Genomic DNA, 17,171 nt, shown 5'->3' with positions numbered 1-17,171 from the left:
GTGCGTACGAGCATCGTTCCCGCACGCGTTTTCGGGTGACGGGATGGCTATGTGAGTGAACTGCACTGACCATGGATCGCAACGACAGAGCCGTGACGGCATTCGCCATGCTCGGCCACGCCATGTTCCACACCTACGAGCTGGTCATTCCGATCTTCGTCGTCAGCTGGCTCGAGGCGTTCTCGACGACGGTGGCGTTTCTCGGCGTCGTGGTCGGCGCGAGCTACGCCCTGATCGGCGTCGGCGCGCTCCCGAGTGGGCTCCTCGCCGACCGGGTCAGTTCCAAGCGACTCATCCTCGTCTGTCTGCTCGGCATGGGGGGTGCCTTCGCGGTCGTCTCGATCGCCCCGACCGTCGCCGTCCTGACGGTCGGACTGCTGCTGTGGGGCGCGGCGGCGAGCCTCTATCATCCGGCGGGTCTGGCGCTGCTCAGCCGCGGGACGAAAGAGCGGGGCACCGCATTCGCGTATCACGGCGCTGCGGGCAACGTCGGCGTCGCGACCGGCCCCCTGCTCGCGGCGATCCTGCTCGCGTTCGTCGACTGGCGAACCGTCGCCGCCCTGCTCCTGGTGCCGGTCCTCCTCGCGGCGGCCGTCGGGGCGCGACTGGAGTTCGACGAGACCGCCGGCGCCACGGCTCGCGGCACGACCGACGCCGCCACGGATCGCCAGGGGCCGCGCAGTCTCGCGGCGTTTCTCACCGATTCGCGGCGGCTGTTTACCGTCGGCTTTGGCCTCGTCTTCGCGATCGGTATCCTCTATGGCCTCTACTACCGGGCGACGTTTACCTTCCTGCCGGACATCCTGGCGGCCCTGCCGCTGTTCGATCCGGTCGCGCTCGCCGGCCGCTCGTTCGAGCCCAGCCGGTACGTCTACTCGGGACTCCTGCTCGTCGGCGGGATCGGCCAGTACGTCGGGGGCAAACTCGTCGACCGCGCGCGACTCGAGACCGTCCTCCTGGGCGGGTACGCCGCCCTGGCCGTCGTCGCGCTCGCGTTCGTGCCGTCGACGAACGCGGGGCTGGCCCCGCTGTTGATCGTCGCGGGGATCCTCGGCTTCCTCACGTTCATGATCGCACCGATCAATCAGGAAGCGATCTCGACGTACACGCCGGCCGACGCCAGGGGGCTCTCCTTTGGCTACACGTACGCGGCGATCTTCGGGGTCGGTGCGGTCGGATCGTCGCTCGCGGGCCTCATCCTGACGCGGTCGACGCCGACGGTGCTGTTCGTCGTCGTCGCCGCCTGCGCCGTGATCGCCGCTCTCGTCGGCGGGACGCTCCGCTACCGCTCCGGACGGCGGGCCGGGGACGGCGTCACTGCGGGCGATTGACCGAACGTCGGTGCGACCGAGCGGCTCAGCGACCGAGTCTCGGCCCGAGAGTTATCAGAGGGGCCGTAGTACCCGCGGCCATGACTCGAGACGACACCCTCGCCGGGGTCGACTCGCGAACCGTCGACACTGGTCGACTCGAGACACACGTCCTCGAGTCGGGGGGCAACGGTCGAACCGACGGGGCGGTCCGAACTATCGTCCTCCTCCACGGAAACGTCTCGTCCTCGCGGTTCTTCGAGGACGTACTGGCCGATCTCCCGGCTCGCCACCGGGCGATCGCACCTGATCTTCGCGGGTACGGCGATTCGGAAACGAAACCGGTCGACGCGACGAACGGGCTCGGCGACTTCGCGGGGGACTTTCGAGCGCTCGTCGACGAACTCGCTCTCCCGAAACCGTTCGTTCTCGTCGGCTGGTCGAACGGCGGCGGGGTCGCGATGCGGTACGCGATCGATCATCCCGAAGCCGTCGCCGACCTCGTGCTCGTCAACCCGCTCTCGCCGTACGGCTTCGGCGGTACGAAAGATACGGAGGGGACGCCCTGCTTCGACGACTACGCCGGCTCCGGCGGGGGGATCGGCAACGACGGGTTCGTGGCGGGGCTGGCGACCCGCGATCGGAGCGAGGAGGGCCAGACCTCGCCCCGAAAGGTGTTGCGAACGTACTACGTCGACCCGACCCACGAGTTCGACGCCGACCGCGAGGAGTCGTACCTGACCGGAATGCTCGATACGGCCACCGGCGACGGGAACTATCCGGGTACGTCGAAACCGAGCGACAACTGGCCCGGCATCGCGCCGGGCGAAACCGGGGTGAACAACGCCATCTCGCCGAAGTACTGCGACCTCGAGGGAATCTCCGAGATCGACCCCGACGAGAAACCGCCCGTCCTGTGGATTCGCGGCGATTCCGACCAGATCGTCTCGAACGCCTCCCTGTTCGATCTCGGGACGCTCGGCCGGATGGGGCAACTTCCGGACTGGCCCGGCGAGGACGTCTTCCCGCCCCAACCGATGGTCGACCAGACCCGCGCCGTCCTCGAGACCTACGCCGATCGCGGCGGCGAGTTCGAGGAAGTCGTCTTCGGCAATACGGGGCATACACCGCATCTCGAGGTCCCCGGCGACTTCCTGGACCGCCTCGAGTCCGTTCTGGACGGTTGAGGGGGCCGCGGTGTGGCCGCCGCGTTCAGTGGGTCGTTACGACCGCGCGTTTCGTGCCGCGTCGCCGTCCCGCTCTTCTTCCGCTTCGTCGGTCGCCCCCTCGCTGCGCATCGATCGCAGCGTCGACAGCCCGCCTTTTCGGGTCACCCCTTTCGAGATTCTGACGCCGTCGAACGTGCCCTCCCAGCGGTCGTCGCTCGCGCCGAGGTGGTCCATGTAGTACGCGAAGGCACCGAGCCACAGGAGGACGGCCGTGAGTGCGAGGAAGGCGACCGCCGAGACGATCGTCGACGGACCGAGCGCGCCGACCGTGATCCCGGCGACGACGTAGACGAACGCGGCGATCACCATGAGGACGGTGATCGTCGCGAACATGTCGTTGACGGCCGTCACTCGGGCGTTGTACTCGATCCACCGCCCGTAGCTGCGAAGCAGTCGCACCTCGAACCGGTCCGCGTCGACTGTGGGGTCGCCGCGAGCCGTCGCGAGGGCGACCTCGACCGCGTCGCCGTCGATACCCCCTCTGAGGTTCGACGCCGTGTACGTTACGCCGGCGAGTCCTGTCGACGCCAGCAGGAGGAGCGCGCTGGTGATCGAAAAGAGGTTGATGAAGGGGACGACGTCGAGGTCGGTCTGGACGACGATCGACCCACCCGTGACGACCAGCCCGATCAACAGGAGGTTCGCTTTCAGGATTTCGATGGCCTTCTCGTCTATCTCCTGCACCCGGGTTACCTGGTAGTCGAACGTCGACCGAAGCTCTTCGTGGGCCAACTCGAACGTCTCCCGGTCGAAGTCGCTCCGCTCGCTGGCCGCCGTCGCCCCGTCCCCACGGGCCGAATCGTCCGTGACCTCCCGACCGCTCATGGGCCACCCTTTCCCGCCCCGACCGTAAATCTGCCGGCGTCGATCAGGCGATCTCGAGGGCGTCCCGGTCGGCTCCTGCCAGTTCGACGAGGGCGTCGGCCTCGAGCAGGTGACACTCGCCGGGAACGACCAGCAGATGCAGCGGATCGCCGAAGTCCCGGTCCGCGAGTTCCGTCATCGTCCCGGCCTCGACGAGCGGGTCGGGGCTGCCGGCGCGTGCGACGACGACGCCCACGAGGCCGGGATACTCCTCGGCGAGCAGCGTTGCACCCGTGTCGGCGGTCATGTACTCCTCTCGTTCTACCTTGATGTCCAGATAGACGACCGTGTGCAGGCCGTCGACCCGGTTGTCGTCGATCGTCTCCGTCACGCTCGCCGGGAGTCCGTCGGCTCCGTGGGCGTAGGGAAACGGCAGCGTCGTCGCTTTTCCGAAGCGGTAGTTCTGCAGACCGGTCAGCGCGCTGGTAGCCGTCTGGGCGGTGACGCCGTGGATCACTCGCGTCTCGATCCCGCGGTCGTGAGCCCGCAGGCGGAGGTCGACGTGAGTCGTCGAGATCATCGTGTCGCCCGCGGTGAGGAACGCGACGTCCTCGCGCTCGGCCGCCTCGAGCATGTCCTCCGGGTGTTGCTCGACGCCGGCACGGTCCCGGACCTCGATCTCGATGTCGTGATAGGACTCGAGGTCGTCGATCGTCGTTCCGATCAGCTTGCTGGTGTAGAACTCGGCGTAGACCCGGTCGGCCGCCTGCAGGGCATCCCGGCCCTCGACGGTGATCGAGCGCTCGTCGTAGAGACCGAGGCCGATGAAGGTGAGCATAGGCGGCCGTACTGCCAGCACTCGGAATACCCTTTCGAGACGACTCACGACCCCCGGCGTTCGGACTCGCTCTTAGTCGCCGACGGTTGCAACCGCTTCGATCTCGACCAGGTGCTCGGGATCGATCAACCGCTGTACTTCGACCATGCTACACGCTGGACGAACGTCGGCGAAGAACTCGCCGTGGGCCTCGCCGACCGCTTCCCAGTCCTCGATGTCGGTTACGTAGATTCGCGTACGAACGACGTCCTCGAGCGTCGCTCCCGCCTCCGCGAGTGCGTCCTCGATGATCTCGAGCGCTCGGACGGTCTGGGCGTGTGGGTCTCCGGGAGCAACGACAGCACCGTCCTCGTCGGTCGCCGTCGTTCCCGATACGTGTACCTGCGAACCAGTCCGGACAGCACGGGAGTACCCGACTTGCGGTTCCCATTCGGTCCCGCTCGAGACGGTCTCTCTGTCCATGTGGTGGTTCTGAGACGAATAATTAAAAATACCTGTCATACGGCACGACTGCGCTCGTCCCCGATGGACGGGTGCTTCGAATCAGAAGCCGATGTGCGACGTCGATGCGGGACCGTCGTCGTTCTCGTCGTCCCCGTCGTCGATGCCGCCCTCGTGGGCAAAGGTTACGGCATCGTCGGTCAAGTAGACGGTTCCATCGTCGACGCTAATATCGACGGACGGCAGGGTCGTCTCGGCCGCCTCGCCGTTGTCGCAATGGCCCGAACAGGCGTCGAACATCGAGCCGTGTTTCGGGCAGATGAGCTGGCCGTCGCGCATCGCGACTCCACGTCCCGTATCGAACCGCTGGGCTTCGTGGGTGCAGCGATTGATCCACGCTTCGACACCGTTCTCGCAGGGAACGAGAATCACTTCGTCGGGCTCGCCGTACTGGTCTCGAACCGTGAACAGCCACGAACGGTTCTCGTGGACCGTCTCGACGGTCGTCAGTGGTGTTCGAACACTCATCTCGAGCGAACAGTATGGTCGTCGAATAGAAAACGGTCCCGGCGGCATCACCACGACGACCTGGCTCCGGCCGCTCACTCGCCCTCGATTTCCCGCGCCGCCTGGCGGATCAGGTCGTCGTCGATGTGCTCGAGCAGTCGTTTCTGCCCGCGCTCGGTCCGGCGCTCGATCTCGTCCGCGGAGAGATACGTCGCCAGCCTGCGGTCGACCTCCCGCTCGCGGAGCTCGGCGAGTCGCCCCGCCTCGAGGTCGTGATCGTCGGGCAATCGCTCGTCGAAGCGCTCGCCCAACTGCTCGCGGTCGCTCCGCTCGTCGTCGAGTTCCGCCCTTCGACGCATCCAGTCGTAGTGGTTCGCTATCGGGTCGGGATAGCCCCGCTCTCGCCGGATCGCCTCGACGACGGTGATCCCTACTCGCGTGCCGCGTCCGGCGGCCATACTCGCCTGGTAGCCGGTTTCTCCGTACGGTGACGCGACGAAGAGCCCGTTGACCGGCGTGGTCCCGTCGCGCTCGGCGTAGCTCTTGTCGAAGTGCTCGCGTTCCTCGCCGTCGTACTCGAACGTCTCGAACATCGCCGTCTCGTCGTCGAGCCCGCGCATGTACTCGCCGTCGTAGCGCGTTGCCGCGATCACTCGGCGAGCGGTGACCCGATCCCCGTCCTGTGTGCGAACGCGGAACCCCTGGTGATCCTCGCTGCGCTCGAGTGACTCGACGAGGTCGGCGACGATCTCACACCCCGCTTGCTCGGCGTGATCGTGTATCAGTCCGTACAGCGTCTCGATGTCGATCCCCGCCGGGAAGCCGAGGTAGTTCTCGAGGTGAGCACAGCGCTGAATCGAGGACCGCCCGCGGTCGAAGACGACCGTATCCAGACCGTATCGGGCGGTGAAGACGCCGGCTGCACAGCCCGCGGGACCGCCGCCGACCACGACGACGTCGTGATCGAACCCCTCCGCCGCGTGGGTCGTCTCCGGCGACCTCATCGCTCGAACGCTCCGGTGACGATATCTGCGACCCGCTGGCGGTCGAACAGCTGTTCGTCCCTGAACTCCTCGGGGTAGAGGTCACGAGCCGCTCGCTCGAGCTGGAAGAGGTGGATGATCGGCCCCTGGTAAGTCAGGCCGCCGTAGATGACGCGGTCGTTTCGGACCGCCCGCAGCCCGCTCGCGACGTCGTGGTTCCGGAGGTGTGAGACGATCTCGTCCTCGAAGTACGCCTGCGTGATTTCGCCTTGCATCCTGATCGCGATGGCGTCCGGATCGATCTCCAACAGCGTTTCGTAGTCGATGATGCCCCCGCCAGCCTGCGCGTCCGCGATGCCGTTCCGGGCGAGACTGTCTCCGACGTTCAGGTCGTTCCAGTGTTTGGACTGCGTCCCGGAGCCGATCAGGTACGGGTAGAACGATTCCGGCGGCACCTCGGCCGGGTAGAGAACCGCGATGTTCGGCGTTTCGTCCGGAATCCGTGCTCGAACGTCCGCGAGCACGTCGTCGTGATACTCTTCGAAGGCCTCGTACCGCGACTGCTCTTGGAACACGTCCGCGACCGTTTCGAACGCCTCGTACATCGTGTACGCCGTGTAGTCGTGCCAGTCGTAGGCGCGAGAGAAGATCGTGTTACCGACGAACGGCGCGACGGTCTCTCTGATCTCGTCGACGTCGGCCCGACTCCACTGGAGTCGGTTCACCATGAAGTTCGGGTCGATGAGGTGGACGTCGGCCCCGAGTTCGTAGAAGATCTCTTTGCCGGTGCCGTCCTGATAGAGTTCGACGAGGTCGTTCTCGTCGACGGAGACGCCCGGTAGCTCGTCGTATACGTGCGATGCGAACCGAGCGTGGACGCCGACGGCCGCCAGCCCGTCGCCCTGGCCGAGTGCGACACCCATGTCCGCGTAATCGCCCGTGTAGGGGAACCAGGTTTCGGGAACCTGGTCGAACTCGACGGTGCCGACGGGCTCCATCGTCACCGAGTACGAGCCGTCCGTGTCCTCGGGTGACTCCGTTCCCGGATCGCCCGTACAGCCGGCGAGCAGTCCGCCGCCGAGTACGGTCCCGCCGTATTCCAGTGCAGCCCTGCGCGTCGGTCCCTCAGTCGTGTCGTCGTTCTCTTTCATAGATCGCTCTCTCCATTACCGATGTCCGTCCTGCTGGTACTCGAACCGCCGTTTGGCCTCACGGAGGCGGAACGGTTGCCGCTCTTTCCGTCCGAGAGGACCCGCGAGTCCGAACGCGTGCCGGCTCGAGATGACTGCCTCCAGCTCTCGTCTGTCGTCTGGGTCGTGTCGTCCCACATCGATCGACGTTATCGTCTGACCCTCACCGGGCGGTCGGCGGCGATGAACGGCTCTCCGTCCTCGTCGGCAAACTCCAGCCTGCCACAATCACTGCGACGGACGTGCCACGCCGGCAGGGTGGGAATGTCGTACTCTTCCGGCTCACGGAAGGCTCCTGCAATCACCCACTCTCGAGCGCGCATTCACTGTGCCCCCGTGATGATATCTGCGACCCGTTGGCGGTCGAACAGGTCGTTCTTGCTGGTGATGTCGCCGAACGTTTCCGGGTAGAGTTGTTTCGCCCCGCGTTCGGTCAGGAAGAGATTGTGGATCGGCCCCTGACGGAGATAGCCGCCCCGATAGACACGGCCGTTCATGACGGCTGTCAGTTCACTGGCGATGGGGTGGTCTCGCATGTACTCGAGGACCGTTTCGCGGAACTCCGACGCTGACTTTTGTTCGTGCCCGCGAACGAGGAGGACGTCGGGATCGATCTCGAGGAGGGTCTCGTAATCGAGCTCGCTCCGGTTTTCGGTGCTGAGATTCTCGATTCCGGTCCCGGTGAGCGCGTCCGCAACACCGAGGTCGTTCCACTGCTTTTTGCTCGTTCCCGCATCATTGAGCCGGTAGGGGGAGAACGTTTCCGGTTCGTCCGTTCCTTCGTACGTCAGGAGGACGTTCGGGCGCTCGTCCGTCGGCGGAATTCGCGACTGAACGTCGGCGATAAGCTCGTCGTGGAGTCGTTTGAAGGCCTCGAACCGCTCTCTCTCCTGAAACAGTGTCGCCATCTTTTCGAACGCCTGATACAGCGTGTAGTACCGGTAGTCGTGCCAACTGTCGGACTGTCTGAAAATCATATTCCCGACGAACGGGCCGACGGCTTCGCTGAGTTCGTCGATATCGGATCGGTCCCAATCGAACCAGTTGCGTAGCATTCCGGTGTCGATGACGTGGACATCGTTGTCCATCTCGTAGAACAGTTCTTTGTCCATCTCCGCCTCGACCAAGTCGTTCGTCGCGATCCGCTCGCGATCGACGCTCACTCCCGGGAGTTCGTCATAGATATCGGTATAGTACTCACTGGCCTGACCGATCCCGGTCATTCCGTCTGCCTGCCCCAGTGCAACGCCCATATCGGCGTAATCCCCGCCGTACGGAACCCATTTCGTCGGGACGGATTCGAACGTCACCTCGCCCATCGGCTCCATCGTCACCGAGTGCGAGCCGTTCTTGGACGGGGCAGGCTGTTCGCTCTGGCCAACGAGGTCCGAACAGCCTGCGAGGGAAACGCCGGCCACGAGCGTCCCACCGTATTGTAGTGCGTCTCTGCGCGTCGGTACCGCGGTCGTGCTATTGTTCTCGTCGTTCATGCGTTGCTGCCTCCAGTAATGATGTCGGCAACCGCTTGTCGGTCGAACAACTGTTCGTCCACGGGAATCTCGGGATACGGGCCCTCCGTATAGGTCGGCCACTCGCCGAAGTGCTCGGGATAGAGCTGTTTGGCCGTCATCTCGAGTTGGAACAGGTTCAGGATCGGTCCCTGGTAACGTGCTCCCTGGGCGTAGATTCGATCGGCGTCGACCGCGGAGAGTTGCCGTCCGACAGCGTGGGTCCGTAGCCCTTCTCGGATCCCGGGCATATCCGTTTCTGGGTGCATTCCGCCCAGTGTGAAGATGACGTCCGGATCCGCCTCGAGCAGCATCTCCATGTCGACTGCGTCACCGGAGGTAACCTCGTCACCGAAGGCATCGTTCGGTGCGAGCGGACGGACGTGTGCGGTCAGGAAGCCGGGCGTATCAACAGTGTAGACGTACGGGTTTTCGACGTCGCTGAATCCAGCCAGCACCGCAGTCGGACGGTCGCGTTCCGGGGGGAGGTTTTCTTCGATCGTCTCCAGCAGGTTCGTGTGGATCGTCGAGAGGGCCTCGTACCGTGACTCCTCTCGGAATACTGTTGCGACCTTCTCGAACATCTCCCAGAGGGTGTAATACTGATAGCGGTCGACCCAGTCGGCTGGCGGCTGGTCACGTCTATCGCTGAATTTGTTACCGAACCACGGAGAAATGCGTTCTCGTATCTCCTCGATGTCTTCCGCGTCCCAGCTATCGAGGGCGTCCATGCTCGCCGGGTCGGCGAGATGAATATCGCTGTCGAGTTGGTAGAGCGTCTCCTTGTCCGGTTCCCAGGACGAGTACAACCCGCTCCAGTCCACCGTGACACCGGGTAGTCGGTCAGTGAATTGGGCCCACAATGGATCGTAGTACTCGGGCGCGTGCATCGCGTTCACGTCGTCCCCGCGTCCGAGGGCGAACGCCATCCCCGCCAGATGGGTCAGTCGCGTGAATATGCTCACCGGCGGCGAGTCGAACTCGACGGCTCCCATCGGGGCCATTGTGACCGAATACGAACCGCCGCTGGACGGTCCCGCGGTCTCCTCTCCCTTGCCCCGACCGGCTAGATCCGAACATCCCGAGAGGGCGACACCGGCTGTGAGCGTCATGCCGTATTTTAGTGCATCTCTGCGCGTCGGTGGCCCGCGTCTCGTTTTGCCTCCCATCACAATTTTAGGCTCACCTAAAAACTAATAAGCGCTCTGGTTTAGGACGGCCTAAAATATTGGCCGCCACCGGCCACTCCATGAGAGAGCGGGTCGACGATCTCGACAGCTATGCGCTCTACAGTGTGACATACGGGTCCTGCGCCGCGAGCAGTTCCGCGTGGTGTTTCGCTCGACGATCCGTCCGTCCGCCAGCGAAACGATCGTGCCGATACTCCCGACAGTTCGCATGCGCTGGGCAAGGGCCGGCGTCGTCCGGTCGGAGGGGTTCGAAGGTACACCTAGGCCAGCGCGGTCCGTCGGTGCTGATTGTCCGACGTCCGTTCACGTTCAGATTTCACCCATGTTTTCCTGTTTTCGCATCAGATAGAGGAAGTACGGACCGCCGAGGAGGCCGGTGACGATGCCGACGGGGACCTGCGTGGGACTCAGCGCGAGTCGCGCGCCCACGTCGGCACCGACCATCAGCGCCGGACCGACGAACAGACAGCCGACGATCAACTTCTTCGAGTCGCTCCCGACGAGGTTTCGGACCATGTGCGGAACGATGAGGCCGACGAAGCCGACGATGCCAGCGACCGCGATGCTCGCCGCCGCCGCGAGGACCGCGACGCCGGACAGCGCGAACCGGACTTTCTCGATCGACATCCCCAGCGATTTCGCCGTCCGCTCGCCAAGGAGGAGGACGTTCATCTGGCGGGACCCTGCGATGGAGAGCAAGACGACCACGACCGTCCACGGAAGCACGAGCCGGACCTGTTCCCAGTCCGTCCCGGTGAGCGAACCCGTGGTCCACGCGATGGCCGACTGGACGATGCCGATATCGTCCGCGAAGAAAAACAGCGCCGTCTGGAGCGAGCCGAAGACCGTCCCGACGATGACCCCTGCGAGGACCAGTCGAACCGGGGAGGTTCCGTTCTTCCAGGCGATCACGTAGACGATGAGAAAAGCACCGGCACCTCCGAGAGCGGCGATCAGCGGGAGAAACGCTGTCAGACTCCCGAACACGACGAGCGTCAGCAGGATCATCAATCCCGCACCGGAGGAGACGCCGAGAATAAACGGGCTCGCGAGTTCGTTCCGAGTTACGGCCTGGAAAATCGCCCCGGAGACGCCGAGGTTCATTCCGACGAGGGCCCCAACCAAGACCCGCGGAAGCCGAATGTTCCAGACGATGAGACTTTCCTGGCTCATCTCGGGCATCGCCTCTCCCAGCAAGAAGGCGTCCCAGGCCTGGGGGTTGAACACTACATTCGGGTTGAATACCGCACGCCACGCCTCGAAGAATGTCATCGAGTAAGCACCGTAGCTCACCTGGATCAGTCCGCCGGCGACGACGATAGCGAGGCTACCGAGCACCACCGTGAGGAGCGCCGGGTCGAAGAGCCAGCCGACCCGTGTCTCGGTTCGCGTCGATGTCGCGGTCCGATCCGTCTCGAGGCGCGAGCGTTCCCCGCTCATCGTGGAACCTCATCGAGCGGTTCGACTGGGATCGTGTGCGAGACTCGGGCTCGCCTTCCGTTTGTCGCCCCGTCGTCGTCTCCGGGGGACTCCAAACACCTCGAGAGCGACGCGCCGCCGATGACCGGCGTGTCGTATTTTCGGTGGTGTCGACCAGTCGGTGTGACGATGTCCCCGCGTTCGTTCATCGTATTGTTTTAGGCCAACCTAAACAATAAAACCGTTCCGGTTTTAGGACGGCCTAATACAGTACCGTTCTCAGCGGGGACCACCGCATCGCGGACACATCGGCGGTCCCGGTTCGGGACGGGCACATCCACAATGGGGACACCCATCACCGTCGGGGGCGATGATCTCGTGGACGATTTCGTCGGTTCGTTCGCGGATCGACTCGACCGTCCCGATTCCTTCGGGCACGGTCGCTCCCGATCCGTCGTCGCTCCCGTCGGTGGCGAAGCGAATCCGCTCGAGGAGGAACTGCTCGGCATCGTCCTCCGCGGCCGAACGCACGTCCGGTATCGAGACGTCCGCCCCCGACCGAGCCAGCAAGCCGAGGGCTTCGACCGCCCGTCCCCGCACGTACTGATTCTCGTCGTCCAGCCGATCGACCAGGGCGTCGACGCGCTCGGACAGCGCGTTCGGATCCCCACAGCCGACCGCGACGAGCGCGGTACAGAGGTGATAGCGCACGAGTTCGTTCGAGTCGGTGAGATGCTCGGTCAGCGCCCCGACGTGATCGTTGAGTCGGTCCTGGTCGCCCAGCGCCACGTACTCGAGCGCTTTCGCCAGTTTCTCCCGTACCTCGGGCTCGTCGAACGAGAGCCCGATTCGCAGGTCCGCCAGCACTGCGGGTGAGGCGACGTCTTCGGGACGGGCCAGTGCGGCGTAGCCCAGCGCCTCTGCCGACCGTGCGCGTACGTAGTAGAACTCGTCGGCGTCAGCCAGCCGGTCCGCGAGCGGCGAGACGACCGACGAGACGGCGTCCGGGTCGGCCTCGGCGACGGTGACGAACAGTTTCGCAGTCGTCAGCCGGATCGATCGCTCTTCGTCGGTAAGGAACGCCGAAAGCGGCGCGAGTACGGGCTCGAGTGCGGTCGGCTGCGTTTCGGTGACCCCTCGGAGCGCTCGAAGCGCCGTTTTCCGCGTCTCGGCGTCGTCTCGTTCCACCCCTTCGAGCCACGTCGCGACCTCGGTGGGCGTGTCGGTGAGCGTGGCCTCGAGTCGGTCGGGCGACGACGGCTGTGTCGAGTCGTCCATCTGTGGCCGCCTACCGGTAACTGCTTGCGTCGCAATAAACGTCCCCGTCGATGGTCGTCCGAAACTGGTTGCCGGTGGCCGCGGCCCTATTTGGTATCGCAATAATTGGTTTATACAAGGGTCGTGCTCCCGCAGTGCCGGCGCAAACGTCAGCGTTACGGCGACTCGCCGGTCAGTTCGGGTATGGACGTCCCGTGCGTTCGCGTCGCTCCCGAAGCTGGGGAAGCGACGCGGTCGACGCTCGCCGACGCGGATCTGATCGACGACGAGTACGAGATCGCCGTCGAGGACGGCTGGCTCTACGTTCCAGTCGTCGATCCCGACGCTGCTCGGGCGACGCTCGACGACGATGTCGAGGTCGTTTCGCGGACGGTGTCGGCCCGCGACCAGCAGACCATGCCCGCGGATCTCCTTGAGGTCGCCCCCACCTACGAGCGCCTCGGACGGGCTGCCCTCATCGACGAGGACGACGCCGACCGTGCGCGGGCGATCGCGGATGCGATCCTCGAGTCGGACCTGCCCGTCGAAACGGTACTGAACAAGGCCTCGAAGGTCAAAGGCGAGACCCGGGTTCGAGACTGGGAGCTGCTCGCGGGCGAAAACACCGAGGTCGTCCACCGGGAGTACGGCTGTGAGTTCCTGCTGGACCTCGCGGCGGTGTACTTTTCGCCGCGACTCGCGACCGAGCGACATCGGGTGACCGAGCGGGTGACTGCAGGCGAGCACGCGTTCGACATGTTCGCCGGCGTCGGCCCCTTCGTGATCCCGTTCGCGAAACGCGGCGCGGAGTGCGTCGGCGTCGATATCAACGCGGACGCGATCCACTATCTCCGCGAGAACGCCCGCCGGAACGGCGTCGAGGATCGGGTGACCGCGATCAACGACGACGTTCGCGACGTCGCCGCCGAGTACGAGGGGTGGGCCGACCGGATCGTGATGAATCTCCCACACAGCGCCGACGAGTTCCTCGAGTCGGCCGTGAGCCTGGCCAACGAGGACTGTACCCTCCACTACTACGACATCCAACACGAGGACGACCCCTTCGGACCGGGCGAGCGTGCGATCCGCGCAGCCGCCGAACCCGACTACGAGGTGACGGTCGAGACCCGCCACACCGTCCGCTCGTACGCGCCCCACGAGTTGAACGTCTGTCTGGACGTCCGACTCGAGCGATAACCGAGCGTGGGCTCGGTTCTCGAGTCGCGCAACTCACTCACACGACCGGATCGATTCGCAACCCTTATGCACGATATCGAGCGTACGAATGAATGCGCGCCGGTGTGGGGCGACGGACGTCGCCGATGCACGGGACGCGACCGAAGCGAGTGTGCCGGTGTAGCTCAGACTGGCAGAGCGAATCCTTCGTAAGGATTAGGTCGAGGGTTCAAATCCCTCCACCGGCTTGTTTTGCTGCGAGCAAATTCGCGAGCAGCAACTCCGTCAGGGTGATTTGAACCAGGGAGCAGCTTTGCTGTAACCGTGGGTCTCCCCTCCCTACTGGCTTCCGTTTTCGCAGTCGGCTCCCGACACTGACGCTCGAGCGACGGTGAAACCGGAACTGCGCGTCGCTCGAGTCGATCACGGATCCGATCTCGTGGGGACGAAACGCTCCCGTGGGAGTCCCGATCTACGGGTCCCCGTTCGTCTGCAACCCGGTTCTTCGCACCCACTGGAATAAACCAATAGCCGCGATATCGAACCGGCAGGGTGTGGGTCGGCGATGCGAGCCGAACCGATCGATGCGGCGGCTCACTCGAGAACGATGACGCGGCGGATCGCTCGAGAACAACGACGGTATCCGTCTCGTTCCCGAACGTCTGGCCGATGCTCTCGAAGGAGTGGCTCCAACGACGGCAGGTCGCCATCTACGCGGTCGCCGTTTTGCTCGCCGGCGGGTTCGGGCTCGGCCTCCCCGCGTCGGCCGCCCTGTTCGAGCGGCTCATCATCCCCGTCCTGGCCGTCCTCCTGTATGCGACCTTCCTCGAGGTTCCGTTCGTCCGGTTTCGTCGTGCCTTCACGAACGGTCGGTTCATCGCCCTGGCGCTCGGGCTGAACTTCCTCGTCGTCCCGGTCGTAGTCTACGGGCTCACTCGCGTACTCCCACAGGAGTCGGTCCTCCTGGTCGGCGCGTTGCTGGTGTTGCTGACGCCGTGTATCGACTACGTCATCCCCTTTAGCGACCTCGCTGGCGGCGACGCCGAGCAGGTCACCGCTGCGACGCCCGTCTTGCTCGTCGTGCAGTTGCTCTTGCTCCCGGTGTATCTCTGGCTGTTCGTGGGGCCTCGGATGGCCGACATCGTCGAAGCGGGACCGTTCCTCGAGGCGTTTTTCGTCCTCATCGGCGTGCCGCTGACGCTCGCGTGGCTCACCGAGCTCTGGGCGGACCGCTCGGAGACGGGCGAGCGGTGGCAGGCGGCGATCGGGTGGGTGCCCGTTCCGATGATGGCCGCCACGCTGCTGGTGGTCATCGCGTCCCAACTTCCTCGCGTGTGGGATTCTATCGGGCAGATCGCGGCCGTCGTTCCCGTCTACGTCGCCTTCCTCGTCGTTATGCCCCTGGTCGGCCGGCTGGCGGCGGGGCTGGGTGGGCTGGACGTCGGCGAGGCGCGTGCGCTCGTGTTCACGGCGACGACGCGGAACTCGCTGGTCGTCCTGCCGCTGGCGCTCGCGTTGCCGGCGGGCTACGAACTGGCACCGGCGGTCGTCGTCACGCAGACGCTGGTCGAACTGACCGGGATGGTCGTTCTCACTCGAGTCGTGCCCGCCTGGCTCGTCCCCGACGCCCCTGCGGGGTTCCCAGCGCCGACTCTCCGTCGAGACGAGTGATGGTTCGCTGGTGAGCGAGGCCGTCGTCGAATCCGTTTCACGGGGACTGTTTCGGCATTCTCGAGAGACGCTCACCTGTCTCGAGCGACTCGGTGACTCCGTCGCCAGGGGAACGAGAATCGGTCGACGACGCGCGTGGAACACACGGGGGAGAGTCGCTGCGCCAGCGGCTGCGTCGCGAACTGATCAGTAGAACGCAGAGAGTCCGAGGACGACGGCGACGGCGAGGACGGGGTAATCGACTCGAGAGAAGGCCAGCGGCGGAAGCGTGGGGTTCCACGCGAAACACCGTGCCTGGAGCGCGAGCGAGAGCCGATCGGCACGGTCGAACGCGCGGGTCAGCCCGAGGATGCCGATGGTGCTCGCGCGGTCGACCGCGCTGCGTTCGGTTCCCAATCGCGCTGCCATCGCCTCGCGGATCGTTCGGAGGTCGTTCCGAAGCACGGGGAGAAACCGGAAGACGAGCCCGACGCCGAGACCCAGTAGCTGGCCGGGTTTCCCGGGTATTGTCCGCTGGATCGCGGCTCGAGACGCTCGCACCGGGGTCGAGCGGACGTAGGCCGCGCTGACGAGCAGGATGAGCAAGACTCGGTAGCTCGCGAGCCCCGACGCGACGGCGGCCGATCGATCGAACCAGGGCGGACCGAGCGTCACGCCCGCGAGCAGCGGCGCGAGGACGAGGACGAACAGCGCCATCCGATAGGCGACGAGGGTCCGACGGAGCGACACCCGCGCCGTGGCCATGACGAGCGCCGTCACTGCCGAGAGGACGACCAGCGCCCGCGGCGACGTGTGTGCCAGCGCCGTCGCGGCGAACCCGATCTGGACCGCTAGCTTGGATCGAGGATCGAGCCGGTGTGCGAACGTGTCGTCGGGTTCGTACGTTAGCATCGCTCCGCTCCTCCCTGCCGTCTCGGCACCCCCGATTCGTCGCTCGCCATCATCGGTCGGGCACGCGGACCTCGAGTCCCTCGAGTTCTTCGCGCGCGTCTTCGGGCGGACCGTCGACGGCGACCTGTCCGTCCCGCATCGCGATCACCCGATCGGCCAGTCCCAGTACGTCCCGGAGATCGTGAGTCGCGAGCAGGACGCCGGTCCCGTCGGCCGAGAGGGCCTCGAGCCGAGCGAGGACCGACCGGCGTGCGGGCTCGTCGAGGCCGGTAAAGGGTTCGTCGAGAACGAGATGCGTCGGCTCCATCGCGAGCGCACCGGCGATCGCGACGCGGGACTGCTCGCCGCCCGAGAGCGCGTCGATCCGTTCGTCGTCGCGGCCGGCCATGTTGACGGCCTCGAGGGCGGCTTCGACGCGGCGGTCGATCTCAGTGCGCTCGAGGCCGAGGTTCTCGGGGCCGAACGCGACATCCGCGCCGACGGTCGCAGAGACGAACTGATCGCGAGGATGCTGGAACACCATGCCGACGCTCGAGCGGGCCGCGATCAGGTCGTCCCCGACGGGCGTGCCGTCGACGAGAACCTGACCAGTGTCGGGCGTCAGTAACCCGTTGCAATGGCGCAGGAGCGTCGTCTTCCCGCTGCCGTTCGCGCCCGCGAGCAGGACGAATTCGCCATCGTCGATCGTCAGCGAGAGCTCCCCGAGAACGGGGACGTCGTCGAACGCGTAGAAAACCGATCGAAATTCGATCATCGT

General features: G+C 65.3%; 16 protein-coding genes and 1 tRNA gene. 5 read left to right on the top strand and 12 right to left on the bottom strand.

The window, feature by feature from the left end; translation table 11 throughout:
- Positions 1–71: 71 nt before the first annotated feature.
- Positions 72–1,331 carry an MFS transporter gene (locus tag CP557_RS13935; RefSeq protein ID WP_097380463.1) on the top strand — a complete coding sequence of 420 codons (1,260 nt, stop codon included), beginning with the start codon at positions 72–74 and terminating at the stop codon, positions 1,329–1,331.
- Positions 1,332–1,411: 80 nt separating this feature from the next.
- Positions 1,412–2,497, top strand: coding sequence for an alpha/beta fold hydrolase (locus CP557_RS13930; protein WP_097380462.1), 1,086 nt, complete (start codon positions 1,412–1,414; stop codon positions 2,495–2,497).
- Between the two features lie 36 nt (positions 2,498–2,533).
- Here CP557_RS13930 and CP557_RS13925 read toward each other — a convergent pair whose 3' ends face one another.
- The 10 genes from CP557_RS13925 to CP557_RS13875 all read right to left on the bottom strand — a co-directional run bounded on the left by CP557_RS13925 (position 2,534) and on the right by CP557_RS13875 (position 12,697).
- On the bottom strand, positions 2,534–3,364 hold the full coding sequence (locus CP557_RS13925) for a hypothetical protein (protein ID WP_097380461.1): 831 nt from the start codon (positions 3,362–3,364) through the stop codon (positions 2,534–2,536).
- A gap of 43 nt (positions 3,365–3,407) precedes the next feature.
- Positions 3,408–4,181, bottom strand: a complete 774-nt coding sequence (gene dph5, locus CP557_RS13920; protein ID WP_097380460.1) for a diphthine synthase — start codon at positions 4,179–4,181, stop codon at positions 3,408–3,410.
- 72 nt (positions 4,182–4,253) lie between these two features.
- Complete coding sequence (locus CP557_RS13915) at positions 4,254–4,643, bottom strand: RidA family protein (protein ID WP_097380459.1); 390 nt, start codon at positions 4,641–4,643, stop codon at positions 4,254–4,256.
- Between the two features lie 81 nt (positions 4,644–4,724).
- Positions 4,725–5,150, bottom strand: coding sequence for a Rieske (2Fe-2S) protein (locus CP557_RS13910; protein ID WP_097380458.1), 426 nt, complete (start codon positions 5,148–5,150; stop codon positions 4,725–4,727).
- Between the two features lie 74 nt (positions 5,151–5,224).
- A complete protein-coding gene (locus CP557_RS13905) occupies positions 5,225–6,133 on the bottom strand; it encodes an FAD-dependent oxidoreductase (RefSeq protein ID WP_097380457.1) in 909 nt (302 codons plus the stop codon).
- Positions 6,130–7,263 (bottom strand): ABC transporter substrate-binding protein, encoded by a 1,134-nt coding sequence (locus CP557_RS13900; RefSeq protein WP_097380456.1) that lies wholly within the window; start codon positions 7,261–7,263, stop codon positions 6,130–6,132. Before CP557_RS13900 ends, CP557_RS13905 begins: the two co-directional genes overlap by 4 nt.
- 362 nt (positions 7,264–7,625) lie before the next feature.
- Positions 7,626–8,792 carry an ABC transporter substrate-binding protein gene (locus tag CP557_RS13895; protein ID WP_097380455.1) on the bottom strand — a complete coding sequence of 389 codons (1,167 nt, stop codon included), beginning with the start codon at positions 8,790–8,792 and terminating at the stop codon, positions 7,626–7,628.
- Positions 8,789–9,922 (bottom strand): ABC transporter substrate-binding protein, encoded by a 1,134-nt coding sequence (locus CP557_RS13890; protein ID WP_245853015.1) that lies wholly within the window; start codon positions 9,920–9,922, stop codon positions 8,789–8,791. The genes CP557_RS13895 and CP557_RS13890 overlap by 4 nt, the downstream gene beginning before the upstream one ends.
- Positions 9,923–10,309: 387 nt before the next feature.
- The gene (locus CP557_RS13885) at positions 10,310–11,440 is read right to left on the bottom strand and encodes a FecCD family ABC transporter permease (protein ID WP_097380453.1); all 1,131 of its coding nucleotides are present in this window, start codon (positions 11,438–11,440) and stop codon (positions 10,310–10,312) included.
- A 258-nt stretch (positions 11,441–11,698) separates the two neighbouring features.
- Complete coding sequence (locus tag CP557_RS13875) at positions 11,699–12,697, bottom strand: HEAT repeat domain-containing protein (protein ID WP_097380451.1); 999 nt, start codon at positions 12,695–12,697, stop codon at positions 11,699–11,701.
- A 183-nt stretch (positions 12,698–12,880) separates the two neighbouring features.
- Between CP557_RS13875 and CP557_RS13870 the strand changes: the two genes are divergently transcribed.
- The 3 genes from CP557_RS13870 (at position 12,881) to CP557_RS13860 (ending at position 15,523) form a co-directional block, all read left to right on the top strand.
- Positions 12,881–13,873, top strand: a complete 993-nt coding sequence (locus tag CP557_RS13870) for a class I SAM-dependent methyltransferase (protein WP_097380450.1) — start codon at positions 12,881–12,883, stop codon at positions 13,871–13,873.
- 153 nt (positions 13,874–14,026) lie between these two features.
- Positions 14,027–14,100, top strand: a tRNA-Thr gene (locus CP557_RS13865).
- A 421-nt stretch (positions 14,101–14,521) separates the two neighbouring features.
- On the top strand, positions 14,522–15,523 hold the full coding sequence (locus tag CP557_RS13860) for an arsenic resistance protein (RefSeq protein ID WP_097381649.1): 1,002 nt from the start codon (positions 14,522–14,524) through the stop codon (positions 15,521–15,523).
- Positions 15,524–15,709: 186 nt separating this feature from the next.
- Here CP557_RS13860 and CP557_RS13855 read toward each other — a convergent pair whose 3' ends face one another.
- The gene (locus CP557_RS13855) at positions 15,710–16,414 is read right to left on the bottom strand and encodes an energy-coupling factor transporter transmembrane component T family protein (protein WP_097380449.1); all 705 of its coding nucleotides are present in this window, start codon (positions 16,412–16,414) and stop codon (positions 15,710–15,712) included.
- Positions 16,415–16,463: 49 nt separating this feature from the next.
- A complete protein-coding gene (locus tag CP557_RS13850) occupies positions 16,464–17,168 on the bottom strand; it encodes an energy-coupling factor ABC transporter ATP-binding protein (protein WP_097380448.1) in 705 nt (234 codons plus the stop codon).
- Positions 17,169–17,171 lie beyond the last annotated feature (3 nt).

It is taken from the genome of Natrinema ejinorense (assembly GCF_002494345.1).
GTDB lineage: Archaea > Halobacteriota > Halobacteria > Halobacteriales > Natrialbaceae > Natrinema > Natrinema longum.
This window is presented reverse-complemented; position numbering and strand designations above follow the sequence as displayed.

Bases quoted from the DNA above. Each gene is read 5' to 3' on its own strand.
- CP557_RS13935 (WP_097380463.1), top strand. From the start codon at position 72: ATGGATCGCAACGACAGAGCCGTGACGGCATTCGCCATGCTCGGCCAC.
- CP557_RS13915 (WP_097380459.1), bottom strand. From the start codon at position 4,643: ATGGACAGAGAGACCGTCTCGAGCGGGACCGAATGGGAACCGCAAGTC.
- CP557_RS13925 (WP_097380461.1), bottom strand. From the start codon at position 3,364: ATGAGCGGTCGGGAGGTCACGGACGATTCGGCCCGTGGGGACGGGGCG.
- CP557_RS13930 (WP_097380462.1), top strand. From the start codon at position 1,412: ATGACTCGAGACGACACCCTCGCCGGGGTCGACTCGCGAACCGTCGAC.
- CP557_RS13860 (WP_097381649.1), top strand. From the start codon at position 14,522: ATGCTCTCGAAGGAGTGGCTCCAACGACGGCAGGTCGCCATCTACGCG.
- dph5 (WP_097380460.1), bottom strand. From the start codon at position 4,181: ATGCTCACCTTCATCGGCCTCGGTCTCTACGACGAGCGCTCGATCACC.
- CP557_RS13870 (WP_097380450.1), top strand. From the start codon at position 12,881: ATGGACGTCCCGTGCGTTCGCGTCGCTCCCGAAGCTGGGGAAGCGACG.
- CP557_RS13890 (WP_245853015.1), bottom strand. From the start codon at position 9,922: ATGACGCTCACAGCCGGTGTCGCCCTCTCGGGATGTTCGGATCTAGCC.
- CP557_RS13900 (WP_097380456.1), bottom strand. From the start codon at position 7,263: ATGAAAGAGAACGACGACACGACTGAGGGACCGACGCGCAGGGCTGCA.
- CP557_RS13875 (WP_097380451.1), bottom strand. From the start codon at position 12,697: ATGGACGACTCGACACAGCCGTCGTCGCCCGACCGACTCGAGGCCACG.
- CP557_RS13905 (WP_097380457.1), bottom strand. From the start codon at position 6,133: ATGAGGTCGCCGGAGACGACCCACGCGGCGGAGGGGTTCGATCACGAC.
- CP557_RS13895 (WP_097380455.1), bottom strand. From the start codon at position 8,792: ATGAACGACGAGAACAATAGCACGACCGCGGTACCGACGCGCAGAGAC.
- CP557_RS13910 (WP_097380458.1), bottom strand. From the start codon at position 5,150: ATGAGTGTTCGAACACCACTGACGACCGTCGAGACGGTCCACGAGAAC.
- CP557_RS13855 (WP_097380449.1), bottom strand. From the start codon at position 16,414: ATGCTAACGTACGAACCCGACGACACGTTCGCACACCGGCTCGATCCT.
- CP557_RS13850 (WP_097380448.1), bottom strand. From the start codon at position 17,168: ATGATCGAATTTCGATCGGTTTTCTACGCGTTCGACGACGTCCCCGTT.
- CP557_RS13885 (WP_097380453.1), bottom strand. From the start codon at position 11,440: ATGAGCGGGGAACGCTCGCGCCTCGAGACGGATCGGACCGCGACATCG.